Origin of the sequence: Streptomyces sp. NPDC086147 (assembly GCF_040702165.1) — a bacterium.
GTDB lineage: Bacteria > Actinomycetota > Actinomycetes > Streptomycetales > Streptomycetaceae > Streptomyces.
Window position 1 is genome coordinate 53,277 of record NZ_JBFBJO010000016.1, and the last position, 17,329, is coordinate 70,605.

15 protein-coding genes are annotated in these 17,329 nt (G+C 75.1%); 4 read left to right on the plus strand and 11 right to left on the minus strand.

Features of this window, described 5'->3' with window-relative positions; genetic code table 11:
* Positions 1 to 6: 6 nt before the first annotated feature.
* From AB0398_RS26850 to AB0398_RS26890, 9 genes are all read right to left on the minus strand, one after another.
* Complete coding sequence (locus tag AB0398_RS26850; RefSeq protein WP_366378191.1) at positions 7 to 3,147, minus strand: hypothetical protein; 3,141 nt, start codon at positions 3,145 to 3,147, stop codon at positions 7 to 9.
* A 4-nt stretch (positions 3,148 to 3,151) separates the two neighbouring features.
* Complete coding sequence (locus AB0398_RS26855) at positions 3,152 to 3,310, minus strand: DUF6760 family protein (RefSeq protein WP_366378192.1); 159 nt, start codon at positions 3,308 to 3,310, stop codon at positions 3,152 to 3,154.
* The gene (locus AB0398_RS26860; RefSeq protein ID WP_366378193.1) at positions 3,307 to 3,810 is read right to left on the minus strand and encodes a hypothetical protein; all 504 of its coding nucleotides are present in this window, start codon (positions 3,808 to 3,810) and stop codon (positions 3,307 to 3,309) included. Before AB0398_RS26860 ends, AB0398_RS26855 begins: the two co-directional genes overlap by 4 nt.
* Entirely contained in the window at positions 3,807 to 4,247 is a 441-nt protein-coding gene (locus tag AB0398_RS26865) for a phage tail protein (protein WP_053640843.1), read from the minus strand. Before AB0398_RS26865 ends, AB0398_RS26860 begins: the two co-directional genes overlap by 4 nt.
* A gap of 46 nt (positions 4,248 to 4,293) precedes the next feature.
* A complete protein-coding gene (locus tag AB0398_RS26870; RefSeq protein ID WP_366378194.1) occupies positions 4,294 to 5,853 on the minus strand; it encodes a phage tail sheath family protein in 1,560 nt (519 codons plus the stop codon).
* A 229-nt stretch (positions 5,854 to 6,082) separates the two neighbouring features.
* Positions 6,083 to 8,188 (minus strand): ATP-binding protein, encoded by a 2,106-nt coding sequence (locus tag AB0398_RS26875; RefSeq protein WP_366378259.1) that lies wholly within the window; start codon positions 8,186 to 8,188, stop codon positions 6,083 to 6,085.
* Positions 8,189 to 8,196: 8 nt separating this feature from the next.
* Positions 8,197 to 8,910 carry a DUF4255 domain-containing protein gene (locus AB0398_RS26880; protein WP_366378195.1) on the minus strand — a complete coding sequence of 238 codons (714 nt, stop codon included), beginning with the start codon at positions 8,908 to 8,910 and terminating at the stop codon, positions 8,197 to 8,199.
* Positions 8,907 to 12,140 (minus strand): hypothetical protein, encoded by a 3,234-nt coding sequence (locus tag AB0398_RS26885; protein WP_366378196.1) that lies wholly within the window; start codon positions 12,138 to 12,140, stop codon positions 8,907 to 8,909. Before AB0398_RS26885 ends, AB0398_RS26880 begins: the two co-directional genes overlap by 4 nt.
* A gap of 197 nt (positions 12,141 to 12,337) precedes the next feature.
* Positions 12,338 to 13,060: a LuxR C-terminal-related transcriptional regulator gene (locus AB0398_RS26890; RefSeq protein WP_366378197.1), complete on the minus strand. Its 723-nt coding sequence runs from the start codon at positions 13,058 to 13,060 to the stop codon at positions 12,338 to 12,340.
* 202 nt (positions 13,061 to 13,262) lie between these two features.
* On the opposite strand from AB0398_RS26890, the gene AB0398_RS26895 reads away from it, so the two are divergent.
* Positions 13,263 to 14,621 carry a hydrolytic protein gene (locus AB0398_RS26895; RefSeq protein ID WP_366378198.1) on the plus strand — a complete coding sequence of 453 codons (1,359 nt, stop codon included), beginning with the start codon at positions 13,263 to 13,265 and terminating at the stop codon, positions 14,619 to 14,621.
* Between the two features lie 155 nt (positions 14,622 to 14,776).
* Here AB0398_RS26895 and AB0398_RS26900 read toward each other — a convergent pair whose 3' ends face one another.
* Positions 14,777 to 14,989, minus strand: a complete 213-nt coding sequence (locus AB0398_RS26900; RefSeq protein ID WP_366378199.1) for a DUF397 domain-containing protein — start codon at positions 14,987 to 14,989, stop codon at positions 14,777 to 14,779.
* Complete coding sequence (locus AB0398_RS26905; protein ID WP_366378200.1) at positions 14,971 to 15,813, minus strand: helix-turn-helix transcriptional regulator; 843 nt, start codon at positions 15,811 to 15,813, stop codon at positions 14,971 to 14,973. Before AB0398_RS26905 ends, AB0398_RS26900 begins: the two co-directional genes overlap by 19 nt.
* A gap of 203 nt (positions 15,814 to 16,016) precedes the next feature.
* Here AB0398_RS26905 and AB0398_RS26910 point away from each other — a divergent pair, with 203 nt between their 5' ends.
* From AB0398_RS26910 to AB0398_RS26920, 3 genes are read left to right on the plus strand one after another with little or no spacing between them, the layout of a single operon-like run.
* Positions 16,017 to 16,259, plus strand: coding sequence for a hypothetical protein (locus tag AB0398_RS26910; protein WP_365541758.1), 243 nt, complete (start codon positions 16,017 to 16,019; stop codon positions 16,257 to 16,259).
* Positions 16,256 to 16,495: a hypothetical protein gene (locus AB0398_RS26915; protein ID WP_366378201.1), complete on the plus strand. Its 240-nt coding sequence runs from the start codon at positions 16,256 to 16,258 to the stop codon at positions 16,493 to 16,495. Before AB0398_RS26910 ends, AB0398_RS26915 begins: the two co-directional genes overlap by 4 nt.
* A 49-nt stretch (positions 16,496 to 16,544) precedes the next feature.
* Positions 16,545 to 17,315, plus strand: coding sequence for a hypothetical protein (locus AB0398_RS26920; RefSeq protein ID WP_366378202.1), 771 nt, complete (start codon positions 16,545 to 16,547; stop codon positions 17,313 to 17,315).
* Positions 17,316 to 17,329: the final 14 nt, after the last annotated feature.

Here is a 17,329-nt window from a genome sequence, read left to right on the forward strand (position 1 = left end):
GTGCGTTCAGCGGCGTCCGTCGTAGGGGCGACCCGTGCGCTCCCGGCCGCGCCGCAGCTCGGTGCGGAGCAGGCGGGCCATCGGGTCGAGCAGCCGCCGCGCGAGGTCGTCCAGGTCGAGGCCGGAGTCCTGCGCCGGGTCGGCGCTCCGGCCGGTGCCGCGCCCGGTGCTCCCTCCCGTGCCGGCCGACGCCTGCTTGCCGCGCGCGGGGACCTCTTTGACCGGTACGGCCGGTGTGCCGGACGGGCCTTTGCCCGTGTCCGGTACGGCGCGCTGGATCCGGGGCGCCGCGCCGGGTTCCGGCCGGACGCCCGGTGCCGCGGCCCGGGGCCGCACCACGGGAACGGCCGCGCCGTGCGCGGGCGACGCCGGCGCCGGCGGGCCGCCCGCCACGGGGGGCGCCTGCGGGGGCGCGACCGGAAGGGGCCGGGCCGGTGAACCCGTCGCCGTGGCGGACGTACCGCCGCCCGGCGGTACGGGCTTGACGACCGGGACCCGCCGTACGGCGGTCGGGGCGCCGGTCCCCGCTCCCCCGTCGCCGTGCGGCGCCCCGTACGCCGTGGCGGCCCGCTGGACGGACGGCGCCGCGACGGCCTCCGGCGCGTCCCGCCGGACGGGCGCGGCCGTGTACCGCGGTGCGGACGGTGAGGGTACGGCGGATCCGGACGCGCCGGGTGCCGGTGTGCCCCGGGGCGGTGCGGCGGACGACGACGCGGTCGGCTGTACGGGGTGTGACGCGGCTCGTCGCACGGGTGCCTGCGCGCCTCCGCCGCCCGGGGGCGACATGCGGGCGGGCCGGTCGGAGGCGCCGCCCGGAACGTCCTGCGCCGTGCTCCAGCGCGCCGCCACCACGGGAGGGCCGCTCGCGGGGCGGGGCACGGCGGACGACGCCTGGCCCTCCGGGGCCCGGGTGCTGAGGGTGAGGGGGCGGGCGGGGAGCAGGGCGAGGGTACGGCGGGCCACCGGCACGGACGCGGCCCCGGGGCGCCGGGCACGCGCGGTGGAGGCGCGGGAGGCCTCGCCGGACGCGGCCGTCGCGGGGCGGGTGGCGGAGGACGCCCCGGACGCGGGGGCGGCGGGGCGCGGGCCGGACCCGGGCGCGACGGAGTCCCGGACGGTTCCCGGCGGTGCGGTGGTCGCCTTCGGTGCGGTGGTTCCGGCCGGTCCGGGCGTTCCCCGCCGGTCGCCGACGGAGGTCGCGCCCGGGGCGCCCGCACCCGGCCCGGGCACCGCGCGGGCCACGACGACCGGGACGGGACCGGCGGGAGCCCTGTCGGGCCGTACGGCGTCACGACCGGCGGGGGCCCGTGACGCGGGGGGCGCGGACGGGGACGGTGTCACCGACGGCACGGCGGGACCCGGAGTGCGCACGGCGGGGGCCCCGCCCGAGGAGCGGTCCGTGGAGCCGTCGCCCCGGGACACCGGGGGATCCGTGATCCGGCGCTGGACGTCGGTGGTCCCCAGGAGGGGAGCGTGGGGCTCGGCGGCCCCCGGACCGGGGGCGGAGGGTGCGGGCCGTCCCCCGGTGAGCGGGGGCGGAACCGGAGCGCGCTGGACGGCGGGACCGGGCGCCGGACGGCCGGGCCGGGCGCCGGGCACCGGGGAACCGGCGGGCGGTCCCGCGCTGGGCGGCATCGCGGACAGGGGTGCGCCCAGGCCGCCACGCGCCCGCGCTCCGGAACGGCGGGGGGACACCGGGTCCGGGCTCGGAGCGGGAACGCCGGCCGCGCCCCGGGGAGTGTCCTCGGCCTGCCGCTGGACGAAGGGGAGCCCCGGGCCGGCGGGAGCGTTCCCGGCCGACGGGACCGCCGACGAAGGAAGTTCGGCCGGCGGAGGGCCCAGGACCGTCCGGGTGGCGGCGCGCTGGACGGCGGGGACGGGAGCGGACCGGTCGGGGCTCTCGGCCCCGGTGGTGGAGGCACGGAGCGGCCCCGCGGCCTCGGGGCCGTCGGTAACCGCCGCCGCACCGTCCCGGCGGGGGGCCACCGGCGCGGCGGGTCGGAGCGCGGGCACCCGGCGGGCGTCCCCCGGCACGCGGCGGGCGACCGTCAGACGGGGCCCGACCGGACGGGGCCGGACGACGGGACGGGGGGAAGGCTCCGGGCGGCCACCGCCCGGTACGACCCGTGCCCCGCTCGCCACGGCACCCTTCTCGGCCCCGTCCTCCCGGGGCGCGCCCTTCTCCGTCACGGCCCTTCCCGCCGCACCCGTCGCGGATCCGCGCACGGACGTGTCCCGCGCGCCCGGGGTCACGGGGACCACCGCGACCCGCCGGACGAGCGGGATCGGCGCCGCGGCCGGCGGCCGGGCGGCGTCGGAGGGGGCGACGGCCCGTTGGACGGCGGGCGTCGGCGTGGAGAGGACCGCCGGGGACGTCGCGGTGGAGAGGTCACGGCTCGGCGGGCGGCCGTCCGGGCTCCGACGCTCCGAGGAGCCGGCGGTGCCGCTCGCGCCACCGGGCGACGGACGGACCACCGAGGCGGACGGCTGGACGGCCGGGGCCTTCGGGGGCCCCGGCTTCTCCGAACTCTCCGGGGTCCCCGGGCCCTTCGGGCTCTTCGGGCTCTCCGAAGTCTTCGGCGCCTCCTGAGCCTTCGGTTCTTTCAGGGCGTTCGGAGCCTTCGAAGCCGCCTTGGAGACCTTCGGGGTCTTCGGTGTCTTCGGAGCCCTGGAAGTCTCCGGCCCCCTGGGAGCCGACGGAAGCCGCGTCTCGGGGCCCGGGGCGTCCACCTCCGCCCCGGATCCCTCCGCGCGCACCGCCCGCAGCAGCAGCGGCCCCCCGCCGGAGCCGGTGGCGTGGGGCGCGGCCGGGCGGGCCATCCCGTGGACCAGGCCGGTGGGTGCCGTGGGCAGCAGGGCGTGGCCCATGCCGCCGTCGAAGGACGGGTTCTGCCAGGCGGCGAGGCCCGCGCGGAAGGCGAGGCCGTCGCTCACGCCCAGGGGCGCGCGGGAGAGGGTGAGGGGCTGCGGTGCGGCGCGGCGCCAGCCGCCGTCCCAGTCACCGGGCACGGCGGAACCACCGGACGGGCCCGGCCCGGCGGAGCCGTCGGACGCGTCCGGCCTCGCGGAGCTGCCGGCCGCGTTCGCGCCCGCGCCCGTCCGACCGGACGCCCCGGCGCGGCGGCGCAGTCTGTCCCGCCATGCCATGTGCTCAACCGCCTTCGTTCATGCGGGTGTTGATACGAGCGATCTCAGCCACCCACTGCTGCCGTTCGCCGTGGGTGAGATCGAGGATCTCCTCGCGCCGCCAGTGGAAGTGGTAGGCGACGTACGCGATCTCCTCCCGGAGGCGGGGAAGGGCGTACGTCACGATTCCCCCAGGCGCCCACCCGAGAGGTCGACCTCGAAGCCGCCCTCGCAGTGCGGGCAGGTCACCGCCGCCCGGGTGTGCCCCTCGCTGTTGACACGGCGGTAGAAGTCCTGGAGGAACGCCACGTCGGTGGCGTACATCCGCTCGACGATCCCGGCGTGCACGTCGGTGATGTTGCCGAGCCGGGTGATCACCTGGCTCAGCAGGACGACGCTCAGGTAGGCCGGGTTCTCCTTGACCCGCAGGTCGATCTGGGGCCGCAGCTCGTCGCGGGCGGTGGCCAGGCGCATGGAACCGTGCCGGTGCACGGTGCCCGCCTCGTCCACGTAGCCGCGCGGCAGCTCGAACTCGAACTCCGTGCGCAGCCCGCCGTCCTCCCGGTGCCGCGGAGGCGGCGGGGCGGCGGCCGGGGGCGCGGCCTGCTGCTCCGGCGCCTGGGCGGGCGCCGTGAGCTGGAGGATCTCGTCGAGGTTGCCCGCCGTCACGGTTCGGCGCCTCATTCGACGACGATCTCCTCGAACACGATCGTGACGGACTCGGTGGCCGGGGAGGACTCGCCCGCCTTCAGCGAGGGGCCCTCCCACTTGGACGCCCAGCCCTGCATGAGCTGGATGCGGCGGACCGTGGTGCCCTCGGTGTCCTTGATCTCGATGGTCAGGTTCTGCCGAGCGGAGTTCACGGCCCCGTTGTTCAGGGTCTCCTTGATCCACTTGGTGAACTCGCTGCTCTGGTCGAGCCCCCGGGTGATCGTGATCTCGCCGGCCTGCCGGGCGCCCGGCTGCTTGCGGATGATCTGCTTGCCCTCGGCGGTGACCTGCTTGACCTCTACGACGTCCTCCTCGACGGTGAAGCCGCTGATCTCCTGGATGGACTCCACGAGGTATCCGCCGAGCTGCACGCCGAAGACGTGGGTGGAAAGAGCATCGCCCGTTGCCATGACTGTCTGTCAACCTTTCCTTGCGTATCCGACCGGGACCCGTGGGTCACTCGTCGATGAGGCTGGTGGTGTCGGAGAACTGGGCCAGCCGGAAGACCACGAACTCGGCGGGCTTGACCGGCGAGACGCCGATCTCGCAGACCACGCGGCCCTGGTCGATGGACTCCTGCGGGTTGTTCTCGCGGTCGCACTTCACGTAGAACGCCTCGTCGGCGGTCCGGCCGAACAGCGCGCCCCGGCGCCACTCCTCGGTGAGGAACGCGGTGACGTTGCGCCGGATGCTGGACCACAGCCGGTCGTCGTTCGGCTCGAACACGACCCACTGCGTGCCCAGGAGGATCGACTCCTCCAGGTAGTTGAACAGGCGGCGCACGTTCAGGTAGCGCCAGGCCGGGTCGGAGGAGAGCGTGCGGGCGCCCCAGATCCGGATGCCGCGGCCGGGGAAGGCCCGGACGCAGTTCACGCCAATCGGGTTGAGCAGGTCCTGCTCGCCCTTGCTGAGACGGATGTCCAGGTCGACCGCGCCGCGGATCACCTCGTTGGCGGGGGCCTTGTGCACCCCGCGCTCGGCGTCGCTGCGCGCCCACACGCCGGCGATGTGACCGCTCGGCGGGACGGTCGTGTTGCGTCCGAGGGCCGGGTCGAAGACCCGCACCCAGGGGTAGTAGAGGGTGGCGTAACGGGAGTCGTACCCGGCCTCGTCCATGCGCCAGGTGCGCACCTGCTGGGCGTTGAGCCCGGGCGGGGTGTCGAGGACGGCGACGCGGTCGCCCATCTGCTCGCAGTGCGAGATGACGGCGAGCTGCACGGTGCGCACGCCCTCGGCGTCGATGTCGCCGCGCTGGTAGGCGCCCATCAGGTCGGGCACCGCGACCATGGTGATCTCGTCGATGGTCTCCAGACCGCCGAACCCGGTGCGGGCCGCCGCGTCGCCGACGTACTCGGCGGGGTCGATGCGGGCCGCTTCGGCGGAGGCCGGGACGGCGGGGGCACCGGGCGCGTCGGGAACCGCGACGGTCTGGGAGGCGGGCCGGGTCTGGGGTGCGCCGCGCTGCTCGGTGACCTCGATCAGCTCGGAGGCGCGGGCCTGGGTGACCAGGTAGCCCTTGACGTTCTTGCGGGCGGAGGCCTCGTACGTCTCGCCGACCTGGTCGCCCCGGCGGACGAGGAGCCGGAAGCGGTCCTCCGGCGGGTTCTCGCCCTCGGCGTCGGCGACCTCGACCGACACCCCGGTCACGCCCGGCCTGGCCGCGATCAGGAAGCCGCCGAGCTCCACCGGCCGTACGGCGGGGCTCTCCCGGTCGCGCCGGTCGGCGTCGGCGGACCGGGCTCCGGCCTCGGCCGTGCCGCCGATGCGCACGACGTACGCGGCGCCGCCGCCGTTGGAGAAGTAGCCGTAGAGCGCGTGGGCGAGGTACGTGCCCTCGGTGAAGCCGCCGAACGCCTGGGAGTATTGGTCCCAGCTGGTCACCAGCGTCGGGGTGTGGAACGGGCCCTTCTCGGCGAAGCCGACGAACGCGGCGACGGCCGTGCCGACCCCTTCGATCGGCCTGGCACCGGACTGCACCTCCTCCACGTACACGCCCGGGGTGAGGTACGTCGGCATGCTCGCTCCTTAGCGTCCTTGCGGTCGTGCGGTGACCTGCGTCCAGCGCCTTGCGGCGACCTGTGTCCAGGTCGAGTCTGCGCGGCCCGCCGCCGGAACGGCAGGGACCCGCGGACCTGCCCGGGGGCAGCGCCGCTGCCTCGCGGACGGTCCGCGGTGACCGTCCGGACGTCACCCGGGACTGCCCCCGCGCTGCCCGTTCGCCCCTGGACGCGCGGCCGGACCCCGCTCAGGCCCCCACGGCCTGCGCCAGGTACGGCCCGAACTCGCCCTCCAGGACCAGCCGTCCGAGCTTGCGGTACTCCTGCGCGACCGCGGTGACCACCTGCCCCATGGTGAGCGGCGCGCCGGACTCGGCGGCGAGGTAGGCCGCGGTGACCGCACAGGCCCGGATCGAACCGCCGGCCAGTTCGAAGCGGTCGGCACAGAAGGCGAGGTCCAGGTCGTCGCCCCGGGGCAGCCGGGTGCCCAGGCACCGGTCCCACAGCGCCAGGCGCTGTTCCGCGTTCGGCACGGGGAAGTCCGCCACCACGTCCAGACGGCGGGTGAACGCCTCGTCGAGGTTGGCCCGCAGGTTGGTGGTCAGCACCGCGATCCCGTCGAACGACTCCATGCGCTGGAGCAGGTACGCCGACTCGATGTTGGCGTGCCGGTCGTGGGCGTCCTTGACCTCGGAGCGCTTGCCGAAGATGGCGTCGGCCTCGTCGAAGAGCAGGACGGCGTTGACCGCCGACGCCCCGGTGAAGATCCGCTCCAGGTTCTTCTCGGTCTCCCCGATGTACTTGTCGACGACCGTGGACAGGTCCACCACGTACAGGTCCATGCCCAGGTCGGCGGCGACGACCTCGGCCGACATGGTCTTGCCGGTGCCGGACTCGCCCGCGAACAGCGCGACGACCCCGCGGCCCCGGCCGCCGCCGGGCCGCATGCCCCACTGTCCGAGCACCCGCTCGCGATGGCGTGCGCGCAGGGCGAATTCGCGCAGCCGCCGGTGGGTGGTCGGCGGCAGCACCAGGTCGTCCCAGCCGACGCCCGGCTCCACCCGGCGGGCGAGCCGGTCGAGTCCCGCGCCGTTCTGCGCCCGTACGGCGGCCCGCAGGTCGTCGGGCTCCACCGCCCGGCCGTCCAGGGCGGCCGTCCGCACGGCCGCGTCGGCGGCCCGGCGGAGCTGACCGGAGTCGAGGCGGTGCGCGGCGACGGCCCGAGCGAGCGCCGCGACGTCGCCGGTCGCCGGTCCCCCGTCTCCGGCGGCGCGGTCGAGGGCGTGGCGCCAGCGGGCGGCCTGGCGCTCGGGGGTGGGCGCCCCGACGTCCAGGACGACGGGGGTGTCGGCCGCCCAGGCCGGGTCCCAGCCGACGGTGCCGTGGGTGAGGAGCGGGAGCCCGCGCAGCGCGGCGCACAGCGACGCGAGGACGCGGGCCCGTTCGGCGGGTTCGCCGGGCAGCTCGCCCAGCGGGCCGAGGACCACGCCGGAGCCGGTCAGCCGGGCCTCACGGGCGAGCACCCGGGCGAGCGCGGGCACGTCGGCGGGGCGCCGGGCGAGCGCCGCCGCGTCCGGGGCCAGCGTGCCGAGCCCGGCCGCCGTGAGGGCGGCGGCGGCCAGCCCCTCGGCGTCGCCGCCCCGGCCGCGCAGGTGGACGAGTCCGACGCCGGTCGTGGCCGCCGAGGCGGTGCGGCGGACGTCCGCCGTGTCGGCGGTCGGGTCCTCGCGGACCTCGCCGAGCACCCCGGCGAGCCGGGCGTCGGGCCGGTCGTCGCCCAGGAGGTGGGCGGTGATCCGGTCGGGCACGGCCAGGACGCGGGACAGTGGCGGCCGTTCCGGTTCGGTGACCTCCACCAGGCCGTGGTCGACCAGCGGCGCGCCGGGGGCGAGCCGGAACCGGGCGGGCGAGGCGCCGGCGAGTCCGCACAGCTCCAGGGCGAGTCCGAGGGTGGGCCGACGGCGCGTCAGGTCGTCGTTGAGGTAGCCGTAGAGGCGCTCGAACCGGGCGTCCAGGTCCGGTGCGACGGCGACGAGGAGCAGGTCCAGGTCGAGCGGGGTCAGCCCGAACCGCCGTGCGAGACCGTCGAGGAGCGATCCGGCGGGAGGGCGCCAGGGCTCCGGCTCCCGCTCCGGTCCCAGCGGGCCGAGGCCGCCCGGCTGCTCCAGGATCCGCTCGGCGGCCTCCGGGGTGAGGTACTGGCCCCGGTAGGGGTCGTCGGGGTCGGGGTCGAGGGCGCGGCGCGCCGCCACGGCCTCCCGCACGCGCGCCTCGACGGCGCCGAGCCGCGTCCACAGGGCGTCCGGATCGCGGTGCCGTCCCGTGCCGGCACCGCCGTCGGTCAGGGGTTCCACGGTGTACGTCACGGCTGGCGGTCCCCCCTGCGGCGGCGCCGGGCCGGGGCGGGCGGGCGCTCGCGGGGTCCGGTGAAGCCGTCGCGGCCGGGGTCGGTGACCTCGGTGTAGCGCAGCCTGCGGCCCGGGTCCCCCTCCTCGGCGGCGCCGTCGCGGGCGGCGGCCGAGCGGACGACGAGCCCTTCGGTGACGGGCGGCGCGGTGGCCTCGGTCACTCCGGCGAGCGGGGCCCGGACCCGCAGTCCGAGGGAGGCCTTCATCTCCCCGCCGAGGGCCGACCAGACGTCGGCCGCGGCCGGCGCGTCCATGCCCGCCCCGGCGGTCTCCAGACCGACGGTCAGGCCGAGTTCGGCCAGCGAGCCGGTGAGCAGCGGCGCGGGGAGCGCGTCCTGGGCGACGAGGGCGGCGAGCACCTGGGACAGCAGCCGGTGCTCGTCCTGGGGCCGGTTGGCCCACGCCGTCACCAGGTAGGTGAGCTGGAACCAGCGCGGCGGGGAGCGGCGTGCGACGAGGTGGCCGTCCCCGTCGTAGACCTCGCCCGTTCCCGAGCCGCGCCGCAGGGCGTCCTCGCGGATGTCGTACAGGAACACGCAGACGGTGGGGGCGCTGCGCCGCGCCGCCCAGTCCCGGGTGGGGGCGTCGAAGACGACCTCGATCCCCGATGCCTCCAGGCCGCTCGCGGAGAGCAGCCGCCCGAGGCCCTCGTCGACCTCGTGGATCACCGGCGGGTCACCCCGTCCGGCGGCTGCACGGTGCCGCTGACGACCAGGAAGTCGGTCTTCACCGGGGAGAATCCGGGGCCGGTGGCCGTGATGGTGCGCGGCCCGGTCTGGTCCTTGGCGAGGATGAGGAGCTGTCCGATGAACGTGCCGTCGGCCTTCGGGAAGGTCGGCGCGGCGGCGGCGGTGATCCCCGGGTTCCAGCTGAAGCGGACCGGGGCGCCCGGCGGGAAGTCCAGGCCGCGTACGGAGGTGACGAACCCGGGCTTGCCGATCGGGGGCATCGCGACGATGCGCGGCTGGAGGACGCGCAGTCGTTCCCGGGCGGTGTTGTCGCTCCGGTCGGCGTCCGTCCCGGTGGTGGTGAGCACGGCGGTGACCCGGCCGGTCATCGCCTTCCCGGGGCTGAGCACGACCCGTACGACGGTGCTCGTGCCCGGCGTGAGGTCGGGCAGCGCGCACACCCGGTTCCGGTCGCAGCCCGCCGGGAGCCCGCCGTCGGGCACGCCCGCGGGCAGCCCGATCGTCAGCCGCAGTCCGGTGGCCAGCGCGTTGCGTCCGTTGCGGACGGTGTACGTGACGACGACGCGCCCGCCGACGTAGCCCGGTTCGGGCTGGACGGTGATCCGCACGCCGGGTCCGGCCTTCGGCTCGGGGGGCTCCGGGGGCACCGTCGGGGTGGGGGTCACGGTGGGGATCGGGGTCGGGGTCGGGGTGGGAGTGGGAGGTGGCGTGGGCGTCGGGATGGGCGTGGGCGTCGGGGTCGGGGTGGGCGTCGGGGTGGGTGTCGGGGTCGGCGTCGGGGGTGCCTCGCGTACGGGGATCACGGTCCGGCCCGCGTTGTCGCCGGGCCGCGGGTCGAGGACCGTGCCGGTGACCGACCAGTCGAGGGGCGCGTCGCCGACGGTGACGCCGGTGAGCGTGACGTCCACGGGGACGGTGGCGCCGGGTTCGACGACTCCGAGGTCGCACTGGAGGGAGGCGGCGTCGCAGGTGCCGCCGGGCCGGGTGATCCCGGTGATCCGCACGCCGGCGGGAGGGACGACGGTCAGCCGGGTGCCGGGCGAGGCGGCGGGACCGTTGTTGACCACGTCGACCGTGACCGTGGCGGAGTCGCCGACGGTGACCTCCGGTGTGGTGCCGGGCACGCGGAGGGCGAGGTCCACGGACTGCTGGACGGCGGGTTCCTTCTGGCGGCCGGCGAGTCCGGCGGTGAGCGGGGTGACGGCGCCGGAGCCGACCTCCAGGACGTTCAGCTTCTCGGGGCTGTTGACCGCGGCCCCGGCCCGGGAGCTGAACACCAGGCGCCTGCCGTCGCCGGTCCAGGCGGCGTCGCGCGGCTGGTGCGGTCCGGTGACCGTGGTGTCCGGCAGGTCCCGGCCGCAGGCGCCGGCCTGGTCGCGGGCGGTGACGGGCAGCAGGACCCGGCAGGCGTCGCCGGACACGGACGTGAGGAGGAGACCGTTCTGTTCGTCGATCCGGCCGCCGCCGTTCTTGCGGTTGAAGGCGATGGTGCGCCCGTCGGGCGAGAAGGCCGGGCTGTCGTCGATGACCGCGCAGGTCCCGGGGCAGTTCGCGGCGCTCAGGTCGCGCTGTCGGGTCAGGTCGGTGACGGACGCGGTCCACACGTGCTTGTTGCCGCCGCCCCCGTCGATCACCGCGTTGCGGGTGAAGGCGAGGGTGGTGCCGTCGGAGGACCAGGTCGGCTGGGCGTCCTGCCCCTGGAGCTGACCGGCCGGCGGCACGACCTCGCCGGTGATCCGGCCGGTGGCGACCTCCGCGACGAGGATGCGGCTGGCCCCGGCGGCCTCGCCGACCCCGCCGGGCGAGGTGCGGGTGAAGGCGAGGTGCGTGCCGTCCGGGGAGAACGTCGGGTCGGTGTCCCAGTCCCGCTCGCCCCGCCCGGCGAGCGGCATCGGGGCCTCGTTCGTGCCGTCGGCGTCGGCCGTCCAGATCCGCTCGATCCGCGCCTCGTCGGGCCCCTCGAAGCGGGTGAGGACGATGCGGCGCCCGTCGGGGGTGTAGTTCTGCCGCTCGGTCCACGGGTCGTACGGGGCCGCGGGCCGGAAGAGCGGGTCCTTGGCGGGGTCGGTGTTCGTGTCGGCCGCCGGGTCCTCGCGGAGGATCTTCCGGACCAGGTCGCGCGGATCGGAGCCGTCCGAGCGGATGTCCTGGAGGGTCACCGTGTGCGAGGTCGCCGCCGAGGCGCGTTCCACGACCGCGTGGCCGCCGTCGGCGGTGCCGATCCAGGTGGGCGAGAGGACGTCGCGCTCCTCGTCGAGCACCACGGAGGGTTCCTGGCCGGAGTGGACGACCGACCTGAAGACGTGGTCGTAGTCGCCCTTGCAGGAGCAGGTGGTCTCGGGGCTGAGGAAGAGCAGGCCGTCCCCGTCGGGCAGCCATGCCGCCCCGTGGCCCCGCCAGTTCGCGTAGGCGCCGGCGAACAGCGGCTCGTCGACGGCCCCGTCGGTGATCCGCAGCCGCCGCGTGGGCCGCCCGTCCTCGGTCGTGGTCGACGTGTACGCGATCCACCGGCGGTTGACGTCGTCGTCGACGGGGTTCCAGGCGGGCTCGGAGGCGGTGCCCTTCGCGGGATCGGTGAGGCGGGTGGCGGCGCCGCCCGTGAGGTCCCGGACGTAGATCTGCCGCCCGGCGAGGGGGTCGGCGTCGCTGCTGTAGGCGATCCGGGCCCCGTCGGGGGAGACCGCCGGGTCCTCCTCGCTGGCGTCGGGCGTGTCGGTCAGCCGGGTCAGGCCGGTGCCGTCGGTGCGCACCAGCCACAGGTCCCGCCGGGGGCCGCCGACCGGATCGGCCGCGTCGAAGAGGACCGACCCGCCGTCCGGGGTGAGCCTGGGGTGGGCCGCGTCCATGCCGCCGGTGAGCCGCAGGACCGACCCGTCGGCGTTCCGCAGGTAGATCTGCGGGTGCTTCTCGTCGCGGCGGCTGGCGAAGACCAGCCGGTCGCCGAGGGCGGACGGGTCGGTGTCGTAGTGAGCGGGGCCGGGACCGAACAGCGGGGTGCTGGAGGTGGTGGACTCGGGCTCGCCGAGACTGCGGTGGCCGGTGCCGGCGTAGGCGATGCGCGTGGTGTCCGCGGCGTCCGCCGCCCCGGAGCCGGTCCCGGAGCCACCCGGTCCGGCCGCGCCCGTCGCCCCGAGCAGGGGGACGAGCAGCAGGAGCGACGAGGCGAGTCTCCCCAGGCGGTACCGTCCGCCGGGGCCAGCGGTTTCCATCACGGTCCCCTTCGCAGTGTGGTGCGGCACCGGAAGGCGCCCCCGCCACCCTCCACCGACGGCGCGCGCGGGGGCAGGGCCCGGGGGCCGCACCCGGGGGAAGCGCGGGGTGCGCTTTGGGGCAGCGCCGCCTTCCCCCGCCGCCGCGCCGGCACGCCCCGGGGCGTGCCGGACGGCAGGCGTGTCGAACGGGAGGGTCATATGAGCCCGTTGCGCAGCGCGTAGCCCACCGCGTGCGCCCGGTTGCGCAGTTGGAGGCGTGTGGTGATCTCGTGCAGGACGTTCTTCACGGTCCGCTCGGAGTACGAGGTCTTGCGGGCGATCTCCGCGGTGTCCAGGCCCTCCGAGACCAGGCGCAGCATCTCCGCCTCGCGGGTGGTGAGGGTGGAGAGGGACAGGGCCCCGGGGTCGAGGGCCGAGCGGCGGAGGCCGGCGACGTGACCGAGTAATTCGCCGAGCAGGTCGCCGGGGAGCACTCCCTCGCCGTTGGCCACCGCGAGGATCAGGTGGACGAGCTGGTCCTGGTCGGCCTCGGAGCGGCGCAGCACCGCCGACACTCCGCACTCGATGACGCGCTCCAGCCCGCCGACGCCGAGGGTGCCGATCACGAGCCCCGCGCGGGTGGCGCCGTTGTACCGCAGCCGGTTCAGCAGGGCGGCCACGTCGTCGTCCAGGCCGTCCACGACGACCAGGGAGACCTGGGCGCTCTCCGCGTCCGCGTCGTCGACCAGTTCGGCCTCGGGGCGCTGGCGCAGTTGCTGGACGACGCCCACCCGCAGCACCGGGTCGGCGGCGTAGACGGCCACGGTCACCCGGGGCGGACGGCCGGAACCGGAGGCGCGGTGGACCGGGTGGCCCCGGACGGCGTCGCGTGGCGTGCTGTCGGCCGTGACCGGGCCTTTCTCCTCCGTACGGAGCATGGGAACACCTGTTTTCGTGAGTCGGTGGGGGGTAGGCACAGCGCGAGACGACCATGGGCCGGCAGCACGCGGAAGGCGGCTCTCCAGACTAGGAATCTATTGTTACCGGAGAGTTGACTTGTGCTTGCCGGGCAGCGTCACTGCCCGGACATTGCCCTCGTGTGCCTCGTGCGGGCCCTTCGCGGCTCCTACGGTGGGACGGGTGACGCCTTCCGCAGCCTCCTCCGGTCCCGGTGCGCCCGGTCTCGACATACCGGCCGTCTCCGTGACGCCGGGTGACATCGCCACCACCACCCTGACCGTCCGCAACGACAGCGACATCGTCGAGGCGTACGACCTGAAGGTCGTCGGTGACGGTGCCGAATGGACCACCGTGGAGCCCGAGCGGCTCTCCCTCTATCCCGGCACCTCCGAGACGGTGACGCTCCGTCTGGCGCCGCCGCGCTCGCCGGAGATCCGCGCGGGCGAGATGCCGCTCGGCGTACGGGTGCTGCCGAACGAGCACCCCGAGTCGGTCAAGGTCCTCGAAACCGTCGTGCTGATCGGGGAGTTCCACGAGCTGCGGACCGAGCTGTCGCCGCGCCGCCGGCGCGGCTGGCTCCGCGGCCGCTATCTGCTGGCTGTCCGCAACCAGGGCAACACCCCGGTACGGGTCGGCTTCACGCCCGGACAGGCCGGCGAGGAGCTCGGGTTCACCTTCACACCGGCGGAACTGGCTCTGGAGCCCGGGGAGTCGAAGGAGCTCCGGCTGCGGGTCCGCACCTCCAGCCCGGTGTGGTTCGGCGACCCCGCGGTGTGGCCGTTCACCGTGGACGTCCGGGAGACCGGCGAACGGGCGGAGGCGGAGGACCGCCCCGAGGAGCCCTTCGCCGGGCCCTCGCTGGACGCGGAGTTCGTCCAGATACCGATCTTCCCGAAGTGGCTGCTCATCCTGCTCGCCGCGCTGCTCGCGCTGCTGATCGCCTGGTTCACCCTGGTCCGGCCGACCGTGCGCAGCGCCGCCAAGGAGGCGGCCACCGCGGCGGTCCAGCCCCGTCCCGTCCCGTCGGAGGGCGCTGCGGACGGGTCGACCTCCGGCACCGGCGAGACCGGCCGGCCGTCCGGCGGCAGCAGCCAGAAGCCGGGCACGGGGGCCGGACCGGGCGGCGCGGACGGCGGTTCGACCGGCGGCGGAGGCTCGACCGGCGGCACGGGGACCGGGGCAGGCCAGCAGAGTTCGGCCACGATCGACCTGAAGACGGGAAGCGGGCAGAGCAAGACCGGGACGTACACCGTGCCCGAGAAGACCGTCTTCGGGATCACGGACATTGTGGTGGCGAACTTCCAGGGCGACGAAGGGGTGATGACCATCACCTTCGGCGACCGGAAGATCACCACGATCGCGCTGGAGACCTTCCGCAACCAGGACTACCACTGGGTGACCCCCATCAGGATCGGCGCGAAGGACACCGTGACCATCGACGTGACCTGCGCGAAACCCGGTACGCCCGCGACGGGGCGGCAGGCGCGGGAGTGCCACGAGGTCGTCAACGTGAGCGGCACGCTCAGCAGCACCGAATGAATCGGACGTTACCTGTCCGCTTCATTATCGATCGCCGCCGATCGCAGATGTAAAGAACGACTTTCCTTTCGGCTTGAAATCGACAGACCAGGTCTCGAAACGAGCACCGGCCCCCGCGAACCCGAAGGTTCGCGGGGGCCGGTGTGCGTGTGCGCTCAGCCGTCCAGCCGCCCGCCCTTGACCGCCGCGACGAAGGCGTCCCAGCCGCCCGCCGGGAACACGAGGGCGGGGCCGTGCGGGGTCTTGCTGTCGCGGACGGGGACGACGAGGGGGGCGAAGTCGTCGGAGACCTCGACGCACGCACCGCCGTCCGGGTTGCTGTAGCTGCTCTTGCGCCAAGCCACGTTGCTCAGATCGATGGGTCGCACGGTACTGCCTCCAACATGTGCAGGATGAACTTCCGCGACTCAGCGGGGGACAAGGCCATGTCGCGCACCACATCGTAGGCACGCTGCATGCGCTCGATCATCGTGCTTTCTTCGATGAGCTCGCCGCTGTGGGCATTCTCCGTGTAAGCCACCGGGCGACCGTTCGCGAGACGCAGGAACCACGCCTCCGTGCCGACCAGTCCGTGCACTCCCGCGCTCTGCGGCAGGACGTGCACAGTGACGTTCTGCTGCTCGGACATCTCCAGCAGGTACTCCAACTGCGCGCGCCATTCCTGCACGTACTGCACCGGTGTACGCAAGGCCGCCTCCGCCAGGATTGTGCGGAACGGCGGCGCGTCCTCCCCCTCCAGCAGCGCCTTCCTGCTCATTCTCGCCTCGACCTGCTGCCCCAGCTCCTTGCCCTTGTAACCGCCTGCGGCCAGCAGTTCCCGCGCGTACTCCGGCGTCTGCAACAGTCCCGGCACCACGCTCACCCCGAAGTGCCACAGGCTCACCGCCTCGGACTCCAGCGTCATGTACCGCCGGTACCGCTCCTTGAACTGCGACTTGTCCCCCGCCGCCAGCTCCCACAGTGCCAGCAACAACCCCGGCGTCTCGTAGAACGTGTCCAGGCCCTGGACGACGTCCGGACTGCCCAGCGTCTCGCCCTTCTCCATCTTCCCGAACAGGGACCAGTCCCAGCCCACCCGTTCGCCGAGCTGCCGCAGGCTCAGCTTCCGAGCCGTCCGGAGTCTGTGCAGCTCCTCCGCGAACCGCTGGCGCGGCTCCTGGCTCCGGCCGCTGACCACTCGTCGCTGCGGCATGGGGCTCCCCTCCGAACGGCTCGTACCGATGGGCGGCGTGGAAGATGTGGAACCGGCGTCGTACGCCGCGGAAGTACTCCCGCGTCCACACCCGGCCCACCCGCGTCCGGGCACATCCTCGTCACACCTGGACTACGCAGCGTAATCCAGCGCACGTCAACGGGTCCGTGAAACGACGGAACCGACCCACGAGGAGTGAACCCATGACGCCCACCCCGCGCGAACCGAAGACCACGCCCAAGATCCAGGAGGCCCTGGACGCACGGGACGCCCTCGCCGCCGCCCTCTCCCAGGCCGGGGTCCAGCTCCCCGCCATGGACATCCGCAGCCCCTGGCCGGACGAGCGCGAGGGGGAGGCCTCCTACGCCCTCGTCCACCTCGGCGTCTGCTCTGCACCCGTCGCCCACGCGCTCGCCGAGGTGATCCTGAACGGGCTCGCACGGTGACGGGCGAGGACCACGGCCTCCCCCGCGTCGGCGCGGTCGTCCTCGACACCACCCGCAACCTCGTGGGCCGTGTCACGGGGGCGGACGGCCCGCGCCTCTGGCTCCGTCCGCTCGCCGGCGGCGTCCAGTGGGACGTCGCCCCGGCGGACCTCCACCCCCTCACCGGCGCGGAGCTGCTGAGCGCCCTCGTCTCGGAGGCCAACGCCCGCAGTCGGCGCGGCCGGTGCGGTCGCTGATCCGGGCATAAGTCGGCAGCGGCCCGGGGCGCGGGCCTACGATCCCGGCGTGGACCCCTATGCGCCCGTGCCCCCGTCGCCCCCGTCCCCTCCCCCCGTCGCGCGTCCCTGGTGGCGGCGGCCGGGGTTCGTCGTCATGGGGGTGCTGGTGGTGTTCGCGGGCGGGCTCCTGTTGTTCGGCGACCCGTCCGGGGAGCCGGGAGCGGGCGTCGGGGACGCGAAGAGGGGGGATCGGCCGGAGGTCTCCGCCTCCCCCTCCTCGGTCTCGACCACCGGCGCCCCTTCGGCGAGTCCGACGCCCACCGGGCCCCCACAGCTCGTGGGCAAGGTGCTCAAGGAGGCACAAGAGGTCGCGGACGGGGCCGGGTACGACGTCGTGACGCATGACGCGTCCGAGCGGGACGACGGGCAGTGGGACGCGGACGGGTGGAAGGTGTGCTTCCAGGTGGCGGGCGGGCAGCGGGGTGGGGGGCGGCCCGTGCTGGACCTCGGGGTGGTGCGCGTCGACTTGCCCTGTCCCGCCACGGACGGCGAGAAGGTCTCCTGGCCGTCGATGCCGGGGGTCGCCGGGACGGACCTCTTCAAGGCCGAGGAGATGCTGGAGGCGGTCGGGGTGAGGAAGGTGCGGCCGGAGAGCGTCTACACCGACGTCACCCTGCCCGCCGACCCGAGCGCCTGGCGGGTCTGCTTCCAGGAGCCCGCGTCCGGCCAGGAGATCGAGAACCCGCAGTACGCGACCGCCTACCTCAAGCTCGCCCCGCCGGACGCCGCCTGTCCCGCGGAGCCGTACGCCCGGCTGCGGCCCGAGCCGACGTCCTAGCCGCCGCCACCGGC

Bases quoted from the DNA above. Each gene is read 5' to 3' on its own strand.
- AB0398_RS26905 (WP_366378200.1), bottom strand. From the start codon at position 15,813: ATGCCGCAGCGACGAGTGGTCAGCGGCCGGAGCCAGGAGCCGCGCCAG.
- AB0398_RS26870 (WP_366378194.1), bottom strand. From the start codon at position 5,853: ATGCCGACGTACCTCACCCCGGGCGTGTACGTGGAGGAGGTGCAGTCC.
- AB0398_RS26865 (WP_053640843.1), bottom strand. From the start codon at position 4,247: ATGGCAACGGGCGATGCTCTTTCCACCCACGTCTTCGGCGTGCAGCTC.
- AB0398_RS26890 (WP_366378197.1), bottom strand. From the start codon at position 13,060: ATGCTCCGTACGGAGGAGAAAGGCCCGGTCACGGCCGACAGCACGCCA.
- AB0398_RS26885 (WP_366378196.1), bottom strand. From the start codon at position 12,140: ATGGAAACCGCTGGCCCCGGCGGACGGTACCGCCTGGGGAGACTCGCC.
- AB0398_RS26860 (WP_366378193.1), bottom strand. From the start codon at position 3,810: ATGAGGCGCCGAACCGTGACGGCGGGCAACCTCGACGAGATCCTCCAG.
- AB0398_RS26850 (WP_366378191.1), bottom strand. From the start codon at position 3,147: ATGGCATGGCGGGACAGACTGCGCCGCCGCGCCGGGGCGTCCGGTCGG.
- AB0398_RS26910 (WP_365541758.1), top strand. From the start codon at position 16,017: ATGACGCCCACCCCGCGCGAACCGAAGACCACGCCCAAGATCCAGGAG.